A 16,896-nucleotide genomic window follows, 5' to 3' on the forward strand; every position below is an offset into this window, starting at 1 on the left:
GGCGGCACTTGATCTCGCAGATCAGGCTGCCCGCTGCAGGTGCTTCCCGGCCTTCGCCGGAGCTGCCGACAACAGGTACGCCAACGGGCCAGGAGCTGATCATGAATCGTCGCACAACGAGTACCAGACGCCCCGACCACGCCGGTCGCCGCGTCCGGATGGCGGCTGCCGCCGCGCTCGGTGCGCTCTGCCTGGGCATCAGCGGATGCTCGGGCGCATCGATCGAGCCAGCCCACGCGATAGCGCAAGCCGACCTCGGCATGCAGGCCTCCGCGACAACCTTCGCGAACTTCCCCAAGGCGCCGCGGGACCCGGCGCCGAACGCGGAAACCAGCGGGGTTGTGCTGCACATCAAGCGGGACGTCGCAGTGCACGAGGCACCCGGCGGCGCCGTGTTCGCCAAGCTCCCGGCCACCCAGCTGGGGAATCCCACCTGGGTGCCGGTGATCGCGGAACACGGCCCGTGGGCGCAGGTGCTGCTACCGTCGCGCCCCAACGGGGCGACCGGTTGGGTCCGCACCGACGATCAAGTCGAGCGGGCGCGGTCTCCCTACGTCGTGGACGTCGACATCGATGCGCGTCGGCTCGTGGTGCGCGAGGACGGCTCGGCGATCGGGGCGTGGGTTGTCGGGGTCGGCGCACCGGGTTCGCCGACGCCGCGCGGCCGCACCTTCATCATGGCGGCGATCGAGGAGACCGTCACCAGGTTCAGCCCGATCATCCTGCCGCTCGGCGCGCACTCCGACACCTTCAGCACCTACGGCGGCGGCCCGGGCACGGTCGCGCTGCACGGATGGCCCGACCCCGCGGTGTTCGGCCAGGCGAGCAGCGACGGGTGCGTTCGCGTACCCGACGACGCGCTTCGCCTGCTGACCACCCTGCCGTTGGGCACCCTCGTCCATCTGCGGTGATCGCCGTGGATGGAAAGTCCCCGAAGTACACCGAAAAGGAAGTGCTACGAATGCGCAAGACTGCTTGCCTCGCCGGAGTTTTCGCTGCCGGCACCGGACTGCTGGCCGGCGCCGCGCCAGCGTTCGCGGACAGCGCGGACAACGACGGCATCAACATCGGCAACGACAACAACCTGAGCGTGTTGCCGATCCAGCTGTGCGGCAACAACATCGGGGTGCTCGGGGCCGTGGTGCCGATCCTCTCCCCGCAGGCCAACAGCTGCACCAACGCGCCGATCGTGGACCACCCGACCGTCCCCGAGAAGCCGGGCACCGAAGGGCCCTGCGTGCCGGGCGAATCGGGCAAGCCGAGCGGATCCGGCTGGCAGGGTGGATCCGGCGGGCACGGTGGATCCGGCGGGCCGGGCTGGCAGGGCGGATCCGGCTGGCACGGTGGATCCGGCGGGCCGGGCTGGCAGGGCGGGCCCGGCTGGCAGGGCGGCCCGGGGCGCGACCAGTGCGCGCCCGGCGGCCCCGGCGGGCCGAGCGACCCCGTCCAGACCCCGCCGAGGCAGGTGTCGGCCGCCAAGCCGCTGCCCACCGCGCCAGCACCGGTCGCGGTTCGCGGACACCACCCGGTGACCGGCTGATCATCCGACCGATTGGTTTATTTCACTCGAACGAGTGCATGCCTAAGTCGCTGGCTGGCTCGCACCGTTTGATCAGCACTAGATTCCGATGCTGCGTAGATCACTACGCACTCCGAGTGGTCGTTCCGGCTCGAACGACCACACCCCCGGTGGTGGTGCCCGGCGAAGTACTCCCCCTCTCTTCGCAGGGCACCACCACTGTTTACGGGGCCATCCCGAAAAACCGGTCAGCCGCGATGCGATCCAGCACCTGGGTCAACGCCGTCGCCCGCTTGGCGGCGTTGACCCAGGGCGTCTTCTCCGGGCTTCAGGGCGAGCAGGACGATGATCTTCTCGTCGGCGCCGACGGTGCCCGTGGTGTGCGTGGCCGGCCGCTTCAGGCCGATGTTGTCGGCCGCCCGGGTCGTGGGGCCATCGCCCGGCGCGATCACGTTTCGCGGAAATACGGCGCAGCATTCGGCGATTCGGTGCCCCCCGGACTCGCGGGTGCACCGAATCGGCGCAAGATCACTGCGCCGTTTGGCCGAACGAGCGGGCTGCGGCCAGGAAAGCGTCGTTCTCCTCGGGCTGTCCGATGGTGACCCGCGCGCCCTCGCCGGCGAAAGCACGGACCACGACCTTGTTCTGCAGGCAGTGCTCGTTGAACTCGGCGGTGCGCTCGCCCAGCGGCAGCCAGACGAAGTTCGCCTGCGTCTCGGGAACCGCATACCCGGCGGCCACGAGTTCGCGGTGCACCCGCTCCCGCTCGGCGACCACGTTGGCGCACCGCTTCCGCAACTCGTCCTGCGCTTCCAGCGAAGCGATCGCGGCGACCTGGGCTAGGGCGTTGACGCTGAACGGGATGGCAACCTTGCGCAGCGCTGCGGCGACCTCCGGCGGGGCCACGGTATATCCCACGCGCAGCCCGGCGAGGCCGTACGCCTTGGAGAAGGTCCGCATCGAGGCCACGTTGTCGCGTGTCCGCGCGATCTCGATGCCGTCCGGGCCGTCCGGGTCGGTGACGAACTCGAAGTACGCCTCGTCGAGCACCACCAGCACGTCCGAGGGCACCCGGTCCAGGAAGGCTTCGAGCTCGGCCCGCCGCAGCAGGGTGCCGGTCGGGTTGTTCGGCGTGCACACGAACATCAGCCGGGTGGCCGGGGTGATCGCCGCGAGCATCGCCTCCAGGTCCAGCGCGTGCTCGGCGGTCAGCGGCACGCGGACCTGTGTGGCGCCCACGACCTGCGTGATGATCGGGTACGCCTCGAACGACCGCCACGGGAAGATGACCTCGTCGTCAGCGGTGCAGGTGGCCTGCACCAGCTGTTCGCACAGCGCGACCGACCCGCAGCCGACGGCGATCCGCTCCGGCTCCACCCCGAACCGCGCCGCCAGTGCCTCGGTCAGCCGCCCGACGCCGATGTCCGGGTAGCGGTGCACCTCGCCGGCCGCCTGGTTGATCGCCGCGACCGCGCTGGGCAGCGGGCCTTCGGAAACCTCGTTGCTGGCCAGCTTGATCGAGCCGGGTATGGTCCGACCAGCGACGTAAGCGGGAAGCTGGTCGAGGTCGGCACGAGTGCGCACAGTCATTTACGACTCCTAGCTCCGATGGGTCACCTGGACGTTAGCTCGCCTGACCGGGTAACAGGGGCACGGGTCATTTCGCGAAGCCGGTGACGAAGATCGCGTTGGAGCAGTGGGACGCGTGGGGCATAGCCTGCCCGGCGGGGCTGGTGCGACGGACGGTTCCGTCTGATGGCTTGTCTTGGCGGCCGTCCGTGTATTTCGCTCGTCCGACCGGTGGACTTCGTTGACTCGTGTTCACTTCGGCGTGATTACCTGCACGGCATGATCCAAACCCGGACCGAGACGCTTGCGCTCACCGATGGCACCCAGCTCCGGTTCACCGTCGCCGAACCGGACACCGTGGTACGCGGTGGACTGGTCGTCCTGCACGAGGCCCGTGGCGTCACGGAGCGGGTGCGCCGGCTGTGCAGCTCCCTCGCCGAAGAGGGCTGGCTCACCGTCGCGCCACATCTCTACCACCGCGACGGAACCGACGAGTTCCACGACCACCAGCCGGACGAGCACGTGCACGACCAGGTGCAGCGGCTGTCCGGAGACACGATCCTCGCCGACACCGACGCGTCCTTCCTCTGGCTGTCCGACCAGGGCGTACCGGCCGACCGGCAGGGGATCCTCGGCTTCGACATCGGCGGCTCGGCGGCGTTGGTGGTGGCGGCGAGCCGCACCGTGGGGGCTGCGGTGAGCATCGGCGGGCGCGGCATCCTGGAGCCGTTGTCCGCGGCGGTGCCGCCGCTGGTGCAGATCGCCGGGGAGCTGTCCTGCCCGTGGCTCGGGCTGTACGGCGACGACGACGAGATGGAGCCCGGCGAGGTCGAGAAGCTCCGCGAGGTCACCGACACCGCGCAGGCCGCGACCGACGTGATCCACTACCCGGGAGCCGGGCACCGGTTCGACCGCGACGCGGACGCGGCGGCGGAGGCGTGGCAGCGAGCCCGCAACTGGCTGGACCTCCACCTGCGCTGACCGCGCGTCTCCAGCGGAGAACCAGCAGCTCACCGCCACCGGAGGCTAGGCGAACGGGGGCGCGGTGGGTTACGAAGAGCCCATGACGTCGAGCACCAATCCAGGACAAGTCCCCGAGCTGTTGTGGCAACCGAGCGCGGAGCGCGTGGCCGCGAGCCGGATGGCCGCGTTCCGAGACTGGTTGCGCATCGAGCGGGACCTCGACCTGCCCGACTACCGGGCGTTGTGGCAGTGGTCGGTGTCGGACCTGCGCGGTTTCTGGGCTGCGGTGGCGGACTTCTTCGACGTCCGCTTCCGCGACCGCGCCGAGCGGGTCCTGACCGCCGAGGTGATGCCGGGCGCGGAGTGGTTTCCCGGCGCCACCCTGAACTACGCCGAGCACGCGCTTAGGGACGGCGCGGGCAAGGGGGACGGCGACCTGGCGGTGATCTTCGTACGGGAGGACGGCGGCAGCGAGGAGATCAGCTACGGCGAACTGCGGGCCCGGGTGGCCGCCGCCCGCGCGGGCCTCAAGGCGCTCGGCGTGCGGGCGGGGGACCGGGTTGCGGCGCTGGCGCCGAACAGCCCCGAGACGCTGGTGGCGTTCCTCGCCGCGGCGAGCCTCGGTGCGACCTGGTCGTCGTGCTCGCCGGACTTCGGCGCGCGGGCGGTCGCGGACCGCTTCGTGCAGATCGAGCCGAAGGTGCTGATCGCGGTCGACGGCTACTCCTACGGCGGCCGCAGCTTCGACGTCCGGTCCACTGTGGACCAACTGCGCGCGGCGATGCCCGGGTTGACGGGCACGGTGCTGGTCGACTACCTCGGCGAGGGCGCCGAGCTGGCGGATGCCATCGGCTGGGACGACCTGCTTGCGCGGCACCGCGGCCCGCCGCTGGAGTTCGACCCGGTGCCGTTCGACCACCCGCTGTGGGTGCTGTACTCCTCCGGGACCACCGGCCTGCCGAAGGGCATCGTGCATGGCCACGGCGGCATGGTCCTGGAGCACCTCAAGACCATCGGCCTGCACTGCGACCTCGGCGCGGGCGACCGGTTCTTCTGGTTCACCACGACCGGCTGGATGATGTGGAACTTCCTGGTCGGCGGCCTGCTCACGGGCACGACCCTGGTGCTGTACGACGGCAGCCCGGGCTACCCGTCGCTGTCGGCGCTGTGGAAGCTTGCGGCGCAACACCGGGTGAACTACTTCGGCACGTCGGCACCGTTCATCCAGACCTGCCTCAAGCGGGAGCTGCGCCCAAAGGACGCCCTTGACCTATCCGCGCTGCGCACCGTCGGCTCGACCGGCGCGCCGCTGACCACCGACGGCTTCCGCTGGGTGGCCGACGCCGTCGGCGCCGACGTGCAGATCGCCAGCATCTCCGGCGGCACCGACCTGTGCACCGCGTTCGTGGGCGCTGCGCCGGACGTGCCGGTGTGGTTGGGCGAGATCTCCTGCCCGATGCTCGGCGCGGCGGTCGCCTCCTACGACGAGTACGGCAAGGAACTGCATGACGAGGTCGGCGAACTGGTGGTGACGAAGCCGATGCCGACGATGCCGGTGTTCTTCTGGAACGACCCGGACGGCTCGCGGCTGCGCGAGGCGTACTTCGACACGTTCCCGGGCGTGTGGCGGCACGGTGACTGGGTGCGGGTCACCGACCGCGGCACCCTGGTGATCTACGGCCGCAGCGACTCGACCCTCAACCGCGGCGGCGTCCGGATGGGCACCGCGGAGTTCTACCGGGTGGTGGAGGGCTTCGAGGAGATCGTCGACTCGCTGGTGATCGACACGTCGGGCGTGGGCGAAACCGACGGCGAACTGCTGTGCTTCCTGGTGCTGGCGGAGGGCGCCGACCTGAACGAGGTCCAGCCGAAGCTCAGGGCGGCGCTGCGTACCGAGCTTTCGCCGCGGCACGTCCCGAACCGGTTCATCGTCGTCGACGAGGTGCCGCGCACCCTCAACGGCAAGAAGCTGGAGGTGCCGGTGAAGAAGATCCTCACCGGCACCCCGCCGGAGCGAGCGGTCAGCCGCGATGCCTTGCAGAACCCGGCGTCCCTCGATCCGTTCGTGCAGCTAAGCACGGACCTGGCGACCTGATGGACCGCAAAACCGACCCCCCCCGTGACGGCCGCTCGGAGGGTTGTGTAATCTTTTCTCCGGTGGCCGCGAGGGTTACCGGGAGGCTTCGCCTAGTCTGGTCTATGGCGCCGCACTGCTAATGCGGTTGGGGGTTACGCCCCCTCCCGGGTTCAAATCCCGGAGCCTCCGCTGTGGCCTCCGCCGGAAGGCGGGGACCGCACAACTGAAAATGCGCCCGTAGCTCAACGGATAGAGCATCTGACTACGGATCAGAAGGTTAGGGGTTCGAATCCCTTCGGGCGCGCGTCTGGTCGAGACAGTCGGAAGCCCCCTCTAGCAGGGGGTTTCCTGCTTTCCCTGGCAGGAAAGTCCAGATCGGGGCCTTGCTTCATTTCCAGTGAGACGGGGAACCGTCTCACAATTTCTCACGTACGGTCGTACTGCTTTCCGCTGGTGGCTTCGTCGAGCAGGAGAACGATCTCCGAGTTGAGAGACCGCCGCTGCTCGTCAGCCCGCGCCTTGAGCCGCTTGTGCAGCTCCTGGGGGAGGCGGAGGTTCAGGCTGACCGGCTTGTCATTCATAGCACCACTGTAGCACCGTGTTGGTACTGTCGTAGTACCGCCGAAAGGGTGACTCATCCGAGCAGCTCGCCGAGCTGATCAGCCGCCACCTTGAGGTGATCGGCGTTCGGATGGATGTAGACCCGCTTCGTGAAGCTCAGGTCCGCGTGACCAGCCCAAGCGGACACGATCACGTCCGGGACACCACTGGTAGCCAGGTAGGTCAGGCAGGCGTGCCGAGCGTCGTACAGCCGCACCTTTCGCACGCCTGCCCGCTCGATCAGCTTGTAGAAGCGACGCCGCAGCCAATCGGTTTTCACCGCTCTGCCCAGCTCGTCCACCACCACATACCCGCTGTCCTCGTACGCCTCGCCGGCCGCCAGCTTCTCCGCGGCCTGGCGGGCTCTGAACGCCTTCAGCGCGGACACAGCCTGGACTGGCAGGGGCAAACCGCGCTTGCCCGCCTCGGATTTCGCGCCCTTCTCGACAACCTCGCCGACGACGAGCGTCCGCGTGTTGTCTCCGGCCTTGACCGTCTGCGCCTCCAGGTCGACGTCAGGCGTCCATCGCAGCCCACACGCCTCGGCGGGGCGAAGCCCCATCAGCGAGAGCAGCATGGGCGCGTACAGCCGGTCTTCCCGGATCGTGGCCAGGAACGCCTTGACCTCCTCCGTGCTCCACGGCGTCCGTTCCGCCTTGGCCTCCGCTGCTGCTTCCCGAGCAGCCTTGGGGATGCGTGCCGCTTCGGCGACGTTCCGCACCACCAGCCGACGCCGAACAGCCTCGTTCAGCGCCGCCCGCAGCCGGTTAAGCATCAGCTGCACCGAACGCAGGCCCAACCCGGTGCCAGGCTTCCCGCCGATCTTCCGGCCACTGGTCAGCATCCACCTGATCAGGTCGTCGATGTCCTCTTCGGTGAGCGTCTGAAGCTTCCGGTCGCCGAGCAGGTCATAGACGCAGCGAAGCGCGTCCTGGTAGCTGCGGGCGGTGGCTTTCTCCAGGTCCACCGTTGCCGATTTGAGCCAGGTATCAAGCCAGTCGCCGACCGTGAGCTTTGACGGCGCGACGTACGAGCCTTCCCCGGTTTGGTGCTTGATCCGGGCGTGCTCGGCCTTGGCTTCCCGCTTGGTGTCGAACGTCTTGGTGATCTGCCGCCGCTTCCCTGTCTTTGGGTCGCGGCCAATGTCCACAACGAACCGGTACCTGACCGTGCCGTCGCTCAGCTCTACCCGCTTGATCGGGTCACCTGCCATCAGTCCTCGCTTTCGGGTCGGGGGATTTCGACGCACTCACCGGACGGGCTGGTGAGGGTCCAGCTATCTGTCGTGGCGCGCCACTTCCACGCTGTGTGCACATCGGCCGGTAGCTCGCCAGCCTCGATACGGCGCTCGATCTCGGCTCTAAGGGCATCTGTTCTACGGAAGCTCTTCCGAATCTCGGCGTCCCTTTGGAGGCGCTCGTCCAGGATCTCGACGCGACGCCAGGCGGGCAGATCGGCCTCCCACTGGAACGTGTCCGAGTCTTCCGTGTCGAACGGTGGAACACCGGCGAACTCGGGTTCCCGGCCGGCGATCCACTTGCCCAGCGCTTCGCCTTCGAGGGTCAGGCTCGGTGTCACATCGACCGTCGCCAGGTCATCCTTCGGCGTCAGCAGCGACAACGGGGACACGTTCAGGGCTAGCGACAGGGCCAGTAGCTCGTCAACTGTGATGTTGCGACGCCGTCGACCAGCGTCGTCTCGCCGTCCGCTCTCGATATTCATGAGGACGGGCGCCGTGAGCTGAGGCGCACCGATCTCGGCGCATCGCTGGGCTAGTGCCTTCGTGGTGGTGAAGCCGCGCTTCTGGCGGGTCTTTTTGATCCGCTCGGCGACGAGGTCACTGGGAGACTGGCTTGGCTCTGTCACATCGACAGGCTATGACATCAGGTTGACAGTGTCGAGCACTGTCTATAAGACTGCTCTCATGACCATTTCGACAGTTGACCATGTCGAGTCGACCGTTCAGCTTGTAGGCGTGGCTCGCATGGCCGCACAGCTCAACATCTCGGACCGCGGCCTACGTCGCCTAGTAGCAGCCGATCGGATTCCCTACTACCGCGTTGGCCGGGAGCTGCGGTTCAACCCGGCCGAGGTGCTCCGTGCTCTGCGTAGCCAGGCTGGCGGTGACGGCAATGCCGCGTGAGACCAAGGCGCCAACGCTCGACGAGATCCGCCAGTGGCCGGCGACTGTCGACGTGCCAACCGGCGGCGCCGCGTTCGGAATGCCCCGAAGCACTGCCTATGAGGCCGTCAAAACTGGCCAATTCCCCGCTCGGGTGCTCAAGGTCGGGGGCCGCTATCGCGTGGTCACCGCCTCGATCGTCCGCGCCTTGTCCGAGGAGGAGGCGGCCGCGTGACCAGCCCGCTGAACGAGCGAAGCGGCCCCGGGGATGACGCCCCCGAAGGCCGCTCTCAAGCTCACAACAAGGCAACCACGCCGCTGAGCCGCACCGATGTTAGCGCAGCGCGCTTTGAGCGGCCCAGCCTTTCGGATGTCGGGCGGAAACTGCTTGCCGAGCCGGTGTCGCTGACTCGCGCCGAGTACGCGCAGTTGCGCCACGACGCCGAGTGCTGGCGACTGCTGATGTCGTCCCCACATGTCGCTGAACTACTCGCCGAGTGGTTCGAGTGGGACCGCCGCCGGACGGCCGTCGAGACGTCACACGCGGTCGCTGGTGCTATCGACTGGCGCGCTGTGGCTTCCGCGCCCACCTACGCCGAGCTGGCCCGCCGCAGGTCGATTCCAGGACAGCTACACCAAGCTTGCGTCGCACGGCGTGGGGAGTACTGCGGCGGTCCCGTCGACTGGGCGACCGGTCGGCCCCTGATCAGTAAGGAGGCCGCGGCGTGACTCTCACCTACAGCCGGGACAACCCGAACGCCGAGGACTGGGCGGACGAGGGCGGCACGGTGCACATGGTGGAGTGGGGCACCCCCGAATCCATTGCCAAAAATGCCAAAACCCCCCTGCCGGAGTCGCTCGACCGGGAGCCAGCGGAGCTGTGGGCGATGGTGGACGCGGTGGCGCTTAGCTATCAGGTCCCTCGCGATCTGCCGTTCCTGCTGATTTTGGCAATTTTGGCAACGTCCGCCGGGGGCCGCAGACGTGTGCGCGTCGCACCAGACTGGGTAGAGGTGCTGGCCCTTTACACGGCCGCTGCGTTGCCCTCCGGCGAGCGCAAGTCGCCGGTATTCGCTGCGGTGACCGCTCCGCTGCTCCAGGTCGAAGAGGAGCTGCGGGAGAAATCCGAGCAGGACGTGGCCATGCAGAAGGCCCTCTATGACCTGCGGTTCAATGCCGTGGAGAAACTGAAGCGGTCTGGGCGGACCGACCGCGACACTCTCTCCCAACTAGAGAGTGCGGTTCAGGAGCTGGAGTCGACCGTTGTTCCTCCGGTGCCGCGACTGCTCGCCGACGACTCCACGCCGGAGAAGTTGGCGCAGATCATGGCGCAGCAGGGTGGACGGCTCGGCGTGATGTCCGCCGAGGCTGGCCTGTTCTCCATCCTCGCTGGCCGGTACTCCAGCGGTATCCCAAACCTGGACTTGGTCCTTAAGGCGTGGTCGGGCGACCAGTGCCGCGTCGATCGGGTGTCACGGGAGACGCTGACCATCAGTGAGCCGGTGCTGTCCATCGGCCTCGCGGTCCAGCCGGACCTGCTCGCTGGCTTGGCCGAGGCACGCCACTTCCGCGGCGCTGGCCTGCTGGCACGGTTCCTGTTTGCCCTGCCAAAGTCGCTGGTCGGAACGCGTATGGCCGAGGACTCCGCGCCAGTCCCGGAGAAGGTCCTGCACGACTACAGCGAGTCCGTGAGGAATCTCGCTCGCACGGTGCGGGAAAGCGAGCAGACGACCGAGATCGTGCTCAGCGAGGCCGCCCGGAAGGTGCTCAACGCGTTCCGCAACGAGCTGGAACCGCGCCTGCATCCCGACCAAGGCAACCTCGCCCACATTGCGGACTGGGCGAACAAGCTCCCCGGTCAGCTGGTCCGCATCGCTGGCCTGTTCGCGTTGTTCATGAACCCGAACGTTGCCGAAATTGCCGAAAACGACATGCGCCAGGCGGTCGACCTGGCCCCGTACTTCATCGGACACGCCCTGGACGCGTTCGAGCTGATGAGCGGCCAGCGCAGCCCGTGGGAGCCAGCCCGCGCCGTCCTGCACTGGATCCAGCGCAAGAAGATCCCGTCGTTCACGGTGCGCCAGGCGTGGCGCGAACTCGGTGGTCAGGCGTGGGTAACGGAGACCAACGACGTGCGTGAGGCGGTCGCCGACCTGGACGAACTCGGCTGGGTCCGGCTCCAGCCCCAGCCGGAGGAGAAGCGCAGAGGTCGGCCCAGCGAGCGCTACGACGTCAACCCTGCGGCACACCAGCCTGATATTGGCAATTTTGGCAATCCTTCCGGCCGTCTACGGGAGGCGTCATGAGCCTGCCGTTCGATCCGTTCGAGGCCGATGCACTGGAAGCCGCTGGGCCCGTCCAAACCTGTTTGGCGGGTGGAATCACCCTCGGGACTCGCGGAAAACGGCTCAGCGGGCAAATCAGGGCCCGAAATCACGGAGAACGATCACGGCGCGCGTCAAAAGCCGCCGGAGACACCGATTTTCGGGCCAATGCACGCGGCACGGCTTCGGCAAGAGTGCCGCCGCACATGGAAACGAGATCGGGGAGCTGACATGACAACCGCACACGCTGACCCTTGGTGGCGCTCACGGCAGCCCATACGCCACGTTGATCCCGCGGTGGGGGCCATGCTCCGCTCGGTGCGTGTCCAGCGGCAGCTGCGCCAGGTCGACGTAGCCCGCCTTGCCCGCTGTCACGAGGTCACGATCCAACGGCTTGAGGCCGGCACCCGCGCCCCCTCGGTCGTCCTGGCCAACCGCGTGGCCGACGCCCTGGACCTCAACGGCCCCCAGCGGGCTCTGCTGTTGTCCGTCGCGGTCGCCCATGCCGGCCACAGCAGCCCCTACCGCACGGGAAAGATCCCACCCGGTACCAGCGTCGAGGACACCCGCAATGTCCGCGACCACTACGGTCGCAACACCGGTACGGGAGAAACCCGCCCCTGCGCCTGGTGAACACCCGCGAAACAGCCCCAGGAGCACGGCAAAACGAGCGGGGCAGGACTCTCCCGCAGTCTATTTCCGCGCACCCAGTTTCGTTTCATCCCTCCGGCTTCCCGGCCTCGTTGTTACGAAACTCGGCGGCCTCGAACAGGTCCTCGTCGGCTGTGAAAGACCCAACCCCAGGAAGGGCTTTCACGGCCGAAACGGTGAGCCAGCCCCTGCACTGTCCCCACCTTTGGATGTGCGTTCGAAGTGCTTCCGTGCGCGTGGCGTTGTCGGCAGCGGTGCCCCCGGTTCAAAGGCCGGGGGTACCGCCGTGTTGATCAACTCGCTAACAGCGTCCCAGCACCGGGTACGGGGCGCGCTAGATGTCCGGGTTGTAGTTGGGGTGCTCGGGTATGCGTGCGCAGCCGGGGAATGAGTGGTCGCAGTCCGGGCCGCACATCTGGTAGGTACGCGGTTTGCCGCAGACGTGGTGAGCGAAGTCGACTTTCTCGCCGAAGTAGTCGCCGTGGTCCCACCGCTCGCTGTGTCCGCAGTTCTCGCAGGTTATCTCGTTGTCCACGGATGGTCCTCTGGTTCTAGTTGTTTCGCTGGCGGTTTCAGGCCCTGCGGTTAGCGTGATCTCGCAGAGCTCGCCCGGTTGGTGTGGTGTCCGGGTTGGGGTGAGGGAGAGAGGGTGCCCCGCGTCGTCATAATTGGGACGCGGGGCACCGTCACGTCTGGGGCCGGTTCAGCCCCAGATGATCTACTGCCCGCCCCCACATTGGCAGGATGCTGATCAGGTGGTCGGCGGCGGTGGATGCAGGGCCATGTGTGGAAAGGGAGTAACGCCATGCTGGTAGCGCAACGCTCTGGCGAGCGTGTTGAAGCCACCCGCGACCTACCCGATGGTGCCTACGCCTGCCCAATGTGCGCGAGCGACGCCATCCTCAAACGAGGCCGGGTCAAGGTTGCCCATTTCGCCCACGCGCCAGGTGCCGTATGCGACTGGGCCGGAGAGAGCATGCGCCACCATCTCGCCAAGCGGCTCCTCGCCGACCGCTTCCGCGCGCTCGGCTACACCGTCGAAATCGAAGAACCGCACCTGAGCGTGGGTCGCCGGGTCGATGTCGCGGTGACGGTGCCAACTGGCGACCGAGTAGCTGTCGAGGTGCAAGACTCCGCGATAAGTGTCAACGAAATGCAGCGTCGCAATCGCACTGATCGAGGCATCGGGTTTTTTGCCACCATGTGGGTATTCACATCATCGCGTGCGGCCCGACTCCTTGCAGCCCAGGAAGATGACGAAGCCCGTGTTCCGAACGAGATTTTGTGGGTCCACGACAGGTATCACCAAGGTGTGTTCGTCATCGATGAGCGCGCCGAGCGGATGTGGCGATGCAACTTCGGCAGGATTGTCCGGCAAGGTGAATCGCGCCAGTGGTACACCGAAGACGGCGAGCTGACGGGCGTGAACTACCCGGACCAGGCGTTGAAGTTCACAAAGACCGTTTCGCGGACAGAGGTCGGGTTTGCGCTGACATCCCGTCAAACCCGCTATCACAAGCCGGGGCATCCAGACTTCACCGTGGTGTTCACGTCGAAGCAGGCTTAGCGTTGAATCCTGTCTGCCGCCAACCGGTCGCCGGCAACAGGCCCCCGCAACCACAGGGACGCTGTTGGCGAATTGATCAAATCGAGTAGGAGGGTCGGGCAACCCGACCCTCCTACTCGATTCTGCGGTTGGTCGCGTCGCCGAAAACCTGACGCTGATTGCTGATTCTGCAACCACTCGGCGTGTGAGATCCGGTGAGACGGCCGATTAGACGCACTGGTCAGAGTGGGTGCGGCACGTGGCCATTTGATCGGTGGTCATGTGGTTTTCGGGGTGTGGCTGCGGTTGGGAAGCCCTGCGTCCTCTGCGGTACCCGCTGGGATCAGTACAGCCACGGCTCCCGCGGTAAGACCTTGGCCAGCAGCGTGATGCAGTCCGGGCACACGATCATGTCCTCTGAGTACGGAGACCCGGTGTAGAGCTTGGCGTTGGGGTGGTCGCACTCGGCGGGGTCGCGGACACGTTTGGAGTCAACTGGCTTGGGGCGTCGCCAACGTAGCCATCGCATGACCGGCAGTATCCGCCGAGTAGCCCGGGCAGTCATGGCGGCTCGCGATCAATGGCACCGAGTCGGAACCGATGCGCGTGCTACCTGCGGCTACGTGACAGTCAGCGGATGTCGAATCCGCAGGTTCCGCATGGCGGGCCGTCTCCCGCTGCCCTCGTCAGCTGATCAGGTACTCGCTACCCTCAACATCACCTCTTCGCCGGAGGTCGACAGCCCCCGGGGTAGCTCCCCGGGGGGACGGCGAAGAACCCGACTCCGGCGAAACAGGTTCCGTCATGGAAACGTTCGGGCAGGCGCTCCGCAGGCTGCGAGAAGACGCGGGCATATCTCAGCCACAGTTGGCCCGGCAGGCGCACATCAGTCAGTCCAGCCTCTCCCGGTACGAGGCTGATCGCCAGGCGGTTGATCCGGCGATGGCGGCCCGGCTCGACGAACTACTCGGCGCGCGTGGGTCGCTTGTCGACCGTCATGCGCCGGCCGCGTTGCTCGGGCCCGACATTGATAGTGATCGGCTCGCCTACGTCGCGCGTGCGCCGCGCGCCATCGACCGCGCCGCGCTGGAATCACTCGGCGCCGTGCTCGCTTCCACCCGACGCCTGGAAGACGGCATTGGCGTTGCGCCCGTCCTCCACCCGGTTCGCGCATACCTAGGTTTCATGGAGACGCTCGCGGCTGAAGCCCGTGGGTCGATCCGCCGCGATGTCGTCGACCAGGCAGGCCAATGGGCGCAGTACAACGGCTGGCTCAACACGGCGTTGCGGAGCTACCAGGAGGCATGCCGGTGGTTCTCTCGCTCGCTGGAGTGGGCGGTTGAGGCGGAGGATGACGACCTTGCCGCCACCGTCTGGTCATTCAAGGGACACGTGGCGTGGCTTCGCGGAGAGGTCGGCGCGACGATCGGACTTACCCGGGTTGCGCGCCGCTACCGCGACATCTACCCCGGCCAAATCGCCTACGACGCTCTACAGGAAGCCCGTGGACACGCCGCCATCGGAGACACCTACGAAGTAGAGCGGCTCGTCGAAGACGCCTGGGACCTGGCTGAACGGGCGCTCGCCGAGTTGCCAGGAGCGCCACCGTGGCACTACTACCGTTCCCCTGCGTTCTGGGAGCTGGAGCGCGGGCGTGCGCTGTATCAGGTTCGGCCACAGCGGGCGGTGGAGATGCTCACCACCGGACTGGAGGACTTGCCCACAGACCAGCAGTCTGCGGACTGGGCCGAGGCGTATCGGCGGGACCTCGCCGCCGCACAGGCTCTATGCGCATAGGGCATGCGCATGGTGCAACCCCTCCACTGACAGTGACCAGGCGACGACGCTAAAGGCGTGTCGCAATGGCTGTTGATCCTCGCCGCTGTCCTTCTGTGGGCCGCTATGTACGGCACCGGATTACTGATGTGGTGGCTGGTCAGCAGTCCCAGCGCGACTACCGCCCGCCCGACGCGAAACGGCTTGCCCGTAGCGCGCGGCGGAACCACGGGGCCGGTGGAAGCAACCCCCGACGCCACCGGCCCCGCCCGGTCCCGACGGCGGGTGGTCCTGCCGTGACCTGGAGCGCCGTCAAACCACACATGCAGCGCAGGGAAGGCGAAACCGTCGAGCAGTGCCGCAACCGGCTCGCCCATTCCTGCTACCGCTGCGGCAAGCAGTACGCAGACCTAGCGGCGCTGAACCTGCACGAGGACCTCTGCACCGGGAAGGTTTGCCAGTGACTCCTACTGGCCGGCACCACCTCCAGCCGTCGGGCCATAACCCGTGGCCGCGCATCCAGGGCGTCCTCGACCTGGCGGACGTGCCGACTCGCCCTCGCTTCACGATTCCCCCGCCTCTCCAGCAGTGGGCACCCCCGACACGGGAAGTGCTCGAAGAAGTCCTGCAAGGACTGCAACGGCGTCTGTGATCGCGCGTGAGATAGGTCCGCTCTCGGGATGCCGTCCAACGGCATGCGACCCCAGGGCCGTCGTCAATAAGGCCCTTGCAGACCGGTGCCAGGACGGACCACACGAACGCGTTGCATGGTCAAGTTGCTGCTTACCGATGACGATTAGGCCATATGGACTACGTGGTATATGGACCGTCAATCGAATGCGAACGTCTTGAGCAACTGCATGACTTCCTCTCCCCCCGCGGTTGGCAACCGGACGGAACGTTCGACAAGAACGAGCCGGGCTACATTCTCGGGCCGGAAACCTGCTGGGAGTACGAGGGCAGCTTCGAAAGTGAGGCATTCCATCGCCTCGACGATGTGACACCTGCACCTCTCGAATGCAGGTTCTCGTTCACTGACTGGGGCTCGGCCGATGGTGTCAGGGTCGACTCCTTTGGCGCCTATAGGGGCTGCGGTGAGCACGACATCAGAGCGATCTTCGTGCCCGATGGTGAGCACTTCTATGAGCGTCTTGCAGAGGTCCTAGACGCGGAGGAGCGGAGAGCGCGCGCAGCGGATGTGCGTGCGCTGATGGAGTGCCGGGTCTTCGGAGCGTGCGGAGTGGCTTTCGCGAGCTAGTTGTCCCACCTGTTTGTCGCCGTTGAGCGAGAGGAGATGCAGCATGACCGACACGGACCGAGACCTGGTGGGAGAACTCCACCGCTACCTCGTCGGACAGCGGGGCTGGATCGTCAGCCCGTTGCTTGACAACGAAATCGACGACGATGGCGTGCCAGACACAGCTGAACCAATCTGGGACTACCCGCAGTCCTACCGCGCCGTCGAAATCCACGAGATCGCTGAAGCTGGCCCGCAGATCCTCGACGCCGTCACGGACATTGACGAAAGCACCTGGGATTGGGCTCCGAAGCCGATCAAGTTCAACACTGCAGGCAACGTTCGTGGCTGCGAGAAGCACGACATAATCCAGCGTTTCTTTCCGATGTCCGCACTGGATGACCCTACCGAGATGTCGGCGTTCCTGGACGAAGCCGAGGCCCATGCCCGGGAGCTGGACCCGCGGGAGTTGATCGAGTGCAGGTTCTTCGGGCCGTGCGGCTAGTCGTGGT

Annotated in this window: 21 protein-coding genes and 2 tRNA genes; 16 read left to right on the plus strand and 7 right to left on the minus strand. The window is 66.9% G+C overall.

What is annotated here, in order from left to right:
- Nucleotides 1-158 precede the first annotated feature (158 nt).
- Together SSPN_RS0119690 and SSPN_RS57745 are read left to right on the plus strand one after the other, a co-directional pair.
- Nucleotides 159-911 (plus strand): L,D-transpeptidase, encoded by a 753-nt coding sequence (locus SSPN_RS0119690; protein ID WP_010307618.1) that lies wholly within the window; start codon nucleotides 159-161, stop codon nucleotides 909-911.
- Between the two features lie 50 nt (nucleotides 912-961).
- Entirely contained in the window at nucleotides 962-1,540 is a 579-nt protein-coding gene (locus SSPN_RS57745) for a hypothetical protein (protein WP_010307619.1), read from the plus strand.
- A gap of 227 nt (nucleotides 1,541-1,767) precedes the next feature.
- On the opposite strand, the gene SSPN_RS0119700 is transcribed toward SSPN_RS57745, so the two are convergent.
- On the minus strand, nucleotides 1,768-1,971 hold the full coding sequence (locus tag SSPN_RS0119700; protein ID WP_010307620.1) for a hypothetical protein: 204 nt from the start codon (nucleotides 1,969-1,971) through the stop codon (nucleotides 1,768-1,770).
- 76 nt (nucleotides 1,972-2,047) lie between these two features.
- Nucleotides 2,048-3,109, minus strand: a complete 1,062-nt coding sequence (gene hisC, locus SSPN_RS0119705; protein ID WP_010307621.1) for a histidinol-phosphate transaminase — start codon at nucleotides 3,107-3,109, stop codon at nucleotides 2,048-2,050.
- 258 nt (nucleotides 3,110-3,367) lie between these two features.
- Between hisC and SSPN_RS0119710 the strand changes: the two genes are divergently transcribed.
- From SSPN_RS0119710 to SSPN_RS0119725, 4 genes are all read left to right on the plus strand, one after another.
- Nucleotides 3,368-4,069 (plus strand): dienelactone hydrolase family protein, encoded by a 702-nt coding sequence (locus tag SSPN_RS0119710; RefSeq protein WP_010307622.1) that lies wholly within the window; start codon nucleotides 3,368-3,370, stop codon nucleotides 4,067-4,069.
- A gap of 82 nt (nucleotides 4,070-4,151) precedes the next feature.
- Nucleotides 4,152-6,146 carry an acetoacetate--CoA ligase gene (locus tag SSPN_RS0119715; protein WP_029535520.1) on the plus strand — a complete coding sequence of 665 codons (1,995 nt, stop codon included), beginning with the start codon at nucleotides 4,152-4,154 and terminating at the stop codon, nucleotides 6,144-6,146.
- Nucleotides 6,147-6,227: 81 nt separating this feature from the next.
- Nucleotides 6,228-6,317, plus strand: a tRNA-Ser gene (locus tag SSPN_RS0119720).
- A gap of 42 nt (nucleotides 6,318-6,359) precedes the next feature.
- Nucleotides 6,360-6,432: transfer RNA gene (locus SSPN_RS0119725), tRNA-Arg, on the plus strand.
- A gap of 121 nt (nucleotides 6,433-6,553) precedes the next feature.
- Here the strand turns inward: SSPN_RS0119725 and SSPN_RS51395 are convergent.
- From SSPN_RS51395 to SSPN_RS0119740, 3 genes are read right to left on the minus strand one after another with little or no spacing between them, the layout of a single operon-like run.
- The gene (locus SSPN_RS51395) at nucleotides 6,554-6,766 is read right to left on the minus strand and encodes an Arc family DNA-binding protein (protein ID WP_083821965.1); all 213 of its coding nucleotides are present in this window, start codon (nucleotides 6,764-6,766) and stop codon (nucleotides 6,554-6,556) included.
- A complete protein-coding gene (locus tag SSPN_RS0119735) occupies nucleotides 6,763-7,941 on the minus strand; it encodes a site-specific integrase (RefSeq protein WP_010307625.1) in 1,179 nt (392 codons plus the stop codon). Before SSPN_RS0119735 ends, SSPN_RS51395 begins: the two co-directional genes overlap by 4 nt.
- Nucleotides 7,941-8,594, minus strand: coding sequence for a hypothetical protein (locus tag SSPN_RS0119740; RefSeq protein ID WP_010307626.1), 654 nt, complete (start codon nucleotides 8,592-8,594; stop codon nucleotides 7,941-7,943). Before SSPN_RS0119740 ends, SSPN_RS0119735 begins: the two co-directional genes overlap by 1 nt.
- 118 nt (nucleotides 8,595-8,712) lie before the next feature.
- Here SSPN_RS0119740 and SSPN_RS51400 point away from each other — a divergent pair, with 118 nt between their 5' ends.
- The 5 genes from SSPN_RS51400 (at nucleotide 8,713) to SSPN_RS56895 (ending at nucleotide 11,807) form a co-directional block, all read left to right on the plus strand.
- Complete coding sequence (locus SSPN_RS51400) at nucleotides 8,713-8,871, plus strand: helix-turn-helix domain-containing protein (protein ID WP_158309603.1); 159 nt, start codon at nucleotides 8,713-8,715, stop codon at nucleotides 8,869-8,871.
- Nucleotides 8,861-9,085, plus strand: a complete 225-nt coding sequence (locus SSPN_RS0119745) for a hypothetical protein (RefSeq protein WP_044574670.1) — start codon at nucleotides 8,861-8,863, stop codon at nucleotides 9,083-9,085. Before SSPN_RS51400 ends, SSPN_RS0119745 begins: the two co-directional genes overlap by 11 nt.
- Nucleotides 9,082-9,579: a hypothetical protein gene (locus SSPN_RS0119750; RefSeq protein WP_010307628.1), complete on the plus strand. Its 498-nt coding sequence runs from the start codon at nucleotides 9,082-9,084 to the stop codon at nucleotides 9,577-9,579. Before SSPN_RS0119745 ends, SSPN_RS0119750 begins: the two co-directional genes overlap by 4 nt.
- Nucleotides 9,576-11,156: a YfjI family protein gene (locus tag SSPN_RS44660; protein ID WP_010307629.1), complete on the plus strand. Its 1,581-nt coding sequence runs from the start codon at nucleotides 9,576-9,578 to the stop codon at nucleotides 11,154-11,156. The genes SSPN_RS0119750 and SSPN_RS44660 overlap by 4 nt, the downstream gene beginning before the upstream one ends.
- A gap of 324 nt (nucleotides 11,157-11,480) precedes the next feature.
- Entirely contained in the window at nucleotides 11,481-11,807 is a 327-nt protein-coding gene (locus SSPN_RS56895; RefSeq protein ID WP_010307631.1) for a helix-turn-helix transcriptional regulator, read from the plus strand.
- A 352-nt stretch (nucleotides 11,808-12,159) separates the two neighbouring features.
- Here SSPN_RS56895 and SSPN_RS0119770 read toward each other — a convergent pair whose 3' ends face one another.
- Complete coding sequence (locus SSPN_RS0119770) at nucleotides 12,160-12,360, minus strand: hypothetical protein (RefSeq protein ID WP_010307632.1); 201 nt, start codon at nucleotides 12,358-12,360, stop codon at nucleotides 12,160-12,162.
- Nucleotides 12,361-12,630: 270 nt separating this feature from the next.
- Between SSPN_RS0119770 and SSPN_RS51410 the strand changes: the two genes are divergently transcribed.
- Nucleotides 12,631-13,392, plus strand: a complete 762-nt coding sequence (locus SSPN_RS51410) for a competence protein CoiA (RefSeq protein WP_158309604.1) — start codon at nucleotides 12,631-12,633, stop codon at nucleotides 13,390-13,392.
- 322 nt (nucleotides 13,393-13,714) lie between these two features.
- Here SSPN_RS51410 and SSPN_RS55060 read toward each other — a convergent pair whose 3' ends face one another.
- Nucleotides 13,715-13,900 (minus strand): hypothetical protein, encoded by a 186-nt coding sequence (locus tag SSPN_RS55060; RefSeq protein ID WP_143539448.1) that lies wholly within the window; start codon nucleotides 13,898-13,900, stop codon nucleotides 13,715-13,717.
- Between the two features lie 275 nt (nucleotides 13,901-14,175).
- Between SSPN_RS55060 and SSPN_RS44670 the strand changes: the two genes are divergently transcribed.
- From SSPN_RS44670 to SSPN_RS44680, 4 genes are all read left to right on the plus strand, one after another.
- Nucleotides 14,176-15,168, plus strand: a complete 993-nt coding sequence (locus SSPN_RS44670) for a helix-turn-helix domain-containing protein (RefSeq protein WP_010307635.1) — start codon at nucleotides 14,176-14,178, stop codon at nucleotides 15,166-15,168.
- Nucleotides 15,169-15,443: 275 nt separating this feature from the next.
- Nucleotides 15,444-15,611 (plus strand): hypothetical protein, encoded by a 168-nt coding sequence (locus tag SSPN_RS56900; RefSeq protein WP_158309605.1) that lies wholly within the window; start codon nucleotides 15,444-15,446, stop codon nucleotides 15,609-15,611.
- A 341-nt stretch (nucleotides 15,612-15,952) separates the two neighbouring features.
- On the plus strand, nucleotides 15,953-16,405 hold the full coding sequence (locus SSPN_RS49085) for a hypothetical protein (RefSeq protein ID WP_010307637.1): 453 nt from the start codon (nucleotides 15,953-15,955) through the stop codon (nucleotides 16,403-16,405).
- Between the two features lie 43 nt (nucleotides 16,406-16,448).
- Nucleotides 16,449-16,889, plus strand: coding sequence for a hypothetical protein (locus SSPN_RS44680; protein WP_010307638.1), 441 nt, complete (start codon nucleotides 16,449-16,451; stop codon nucleotides 16,887-16,889).
- Nucleotides 16,890-16,896 lie beyond the last annotated feature (7 nt).

This window comes from Saccharopolyspora spinosa NRRL 18395 (assembly GCF_000194155.1).
In the GTDB taxonomy this organism is placed as follows: domain Bacteria; phylum Actinomycetota; class Actinomycetes; order Mycobacteriales; family Pseudonocardiaceae; genus Saccharopolyspora; species Saccharopolyspora spinosa.

Bases quoted from the DNA above. Each gene is read 5' to 3' on its own strand.
- SSPN_RS51410 (WP_158309604.1), top strand. From the start codon at position 12,631: ATGCTGGTAGCGCAACGCTCTGGCGAGCGTGTTGAAGCCACCCGCGAC.
- SSPN_RS57745 (WP_010307619.1), top strand. From the start codon at position 962: ATGCGCAAGACTGCTTGCCTCGCCGGAGTTTTCGCTGCCGGCACCGGA.
- SSPN_RS55060 (WP_143539448.1), bottom strand. From the start codon at position 13,900: ATGCGATGGCTACGTTGGCGACGCCCCAAGCCAGTTGACTCCAAACGT.
- SSPN_RS51400 (WP_158309603.1), top strand. From the start codon at position 8,713: ATGGCCGCACAGCTCAACATCTCGGACCGCGGCCTACGTCGCCTAGTA.
- SSPN_RS0119710 (WP_010307622.1), top strand. From the start codon at position 3,368: ATGATCCAAACCCGGACCGAGACGCTTGCGCTCACCGATGGCACCCAG.
- SSPN_RS44670 (WP_010307635.1), top strand. From the start codon at position 14,176: ATGGAAACGTTCGGGCAGGCGCTCCGCAGGCTGCGAGAAGACGCGGGC.
- SSPN_RS56895 (WP_010307631.1), top strand. From the start codon at position 11,481: ATGCTCCGCTCGGTGCGTGTCCAGCGGCAGCTGCGCCAGGTCGACGTA.
- SSPN_RS44680 (WP_010307638.1), top strand. From the start codon at position 16,449: ATGACCGACACGGACCGAGACCTGGTGGGAGAACTCCACCGCTACCTC.
- SSPN_RS49085 (WP_010307637.1), top strand. From the start codon at position 15,953: ATGGACTACGTGGTATATGGACCGTCAATCGAATGCGAACGTCTTGAG.
- SSPN_RS51395 (WP_083821965.1), bottom strand. From the start codon at position 6,766: ATGAGTCACCCTTTCGGCGGTACTACGACAGTACCAACACGGTGCTAC.
- SSPN_RS0119715 (WP_029535520.1), top strand. From the start codon at position 4,152: ATGACGTCGAGCACCAATCCAGGACAAGTCCCCGAGCTGTTGTGGCAA.
- hisC (WP_010307621.1), bottom strand. From the start codon at position 3,109: ATGACTGTGCGCACTCGTGCCGACCTCGACCAGCTTCCCGCTTACGTC.
- SSPN_RS0119690 (WP_010307618.1), top strand. From the start codon at position 159: ATGGCGGCTGCCGCCGCGCTCGGTGCGCTCTGCCTGGGCATCAGCGGA.
- SSPN_RS0119745 (WP_044574670.1), top strand. From the start codon at position 8,861: ATGCCGCGTGAGACCAAGGCGCCAACGCTCGACGAGATCCGCCAGTGG.
- SSPN_RS0119735 (WP_010307625.1), bottom strand. From the start codon at position 7,941: ATGGCAGGTGACCCGATCAAGCGGGTAGAGCTGAGCGACGGCACGGTC.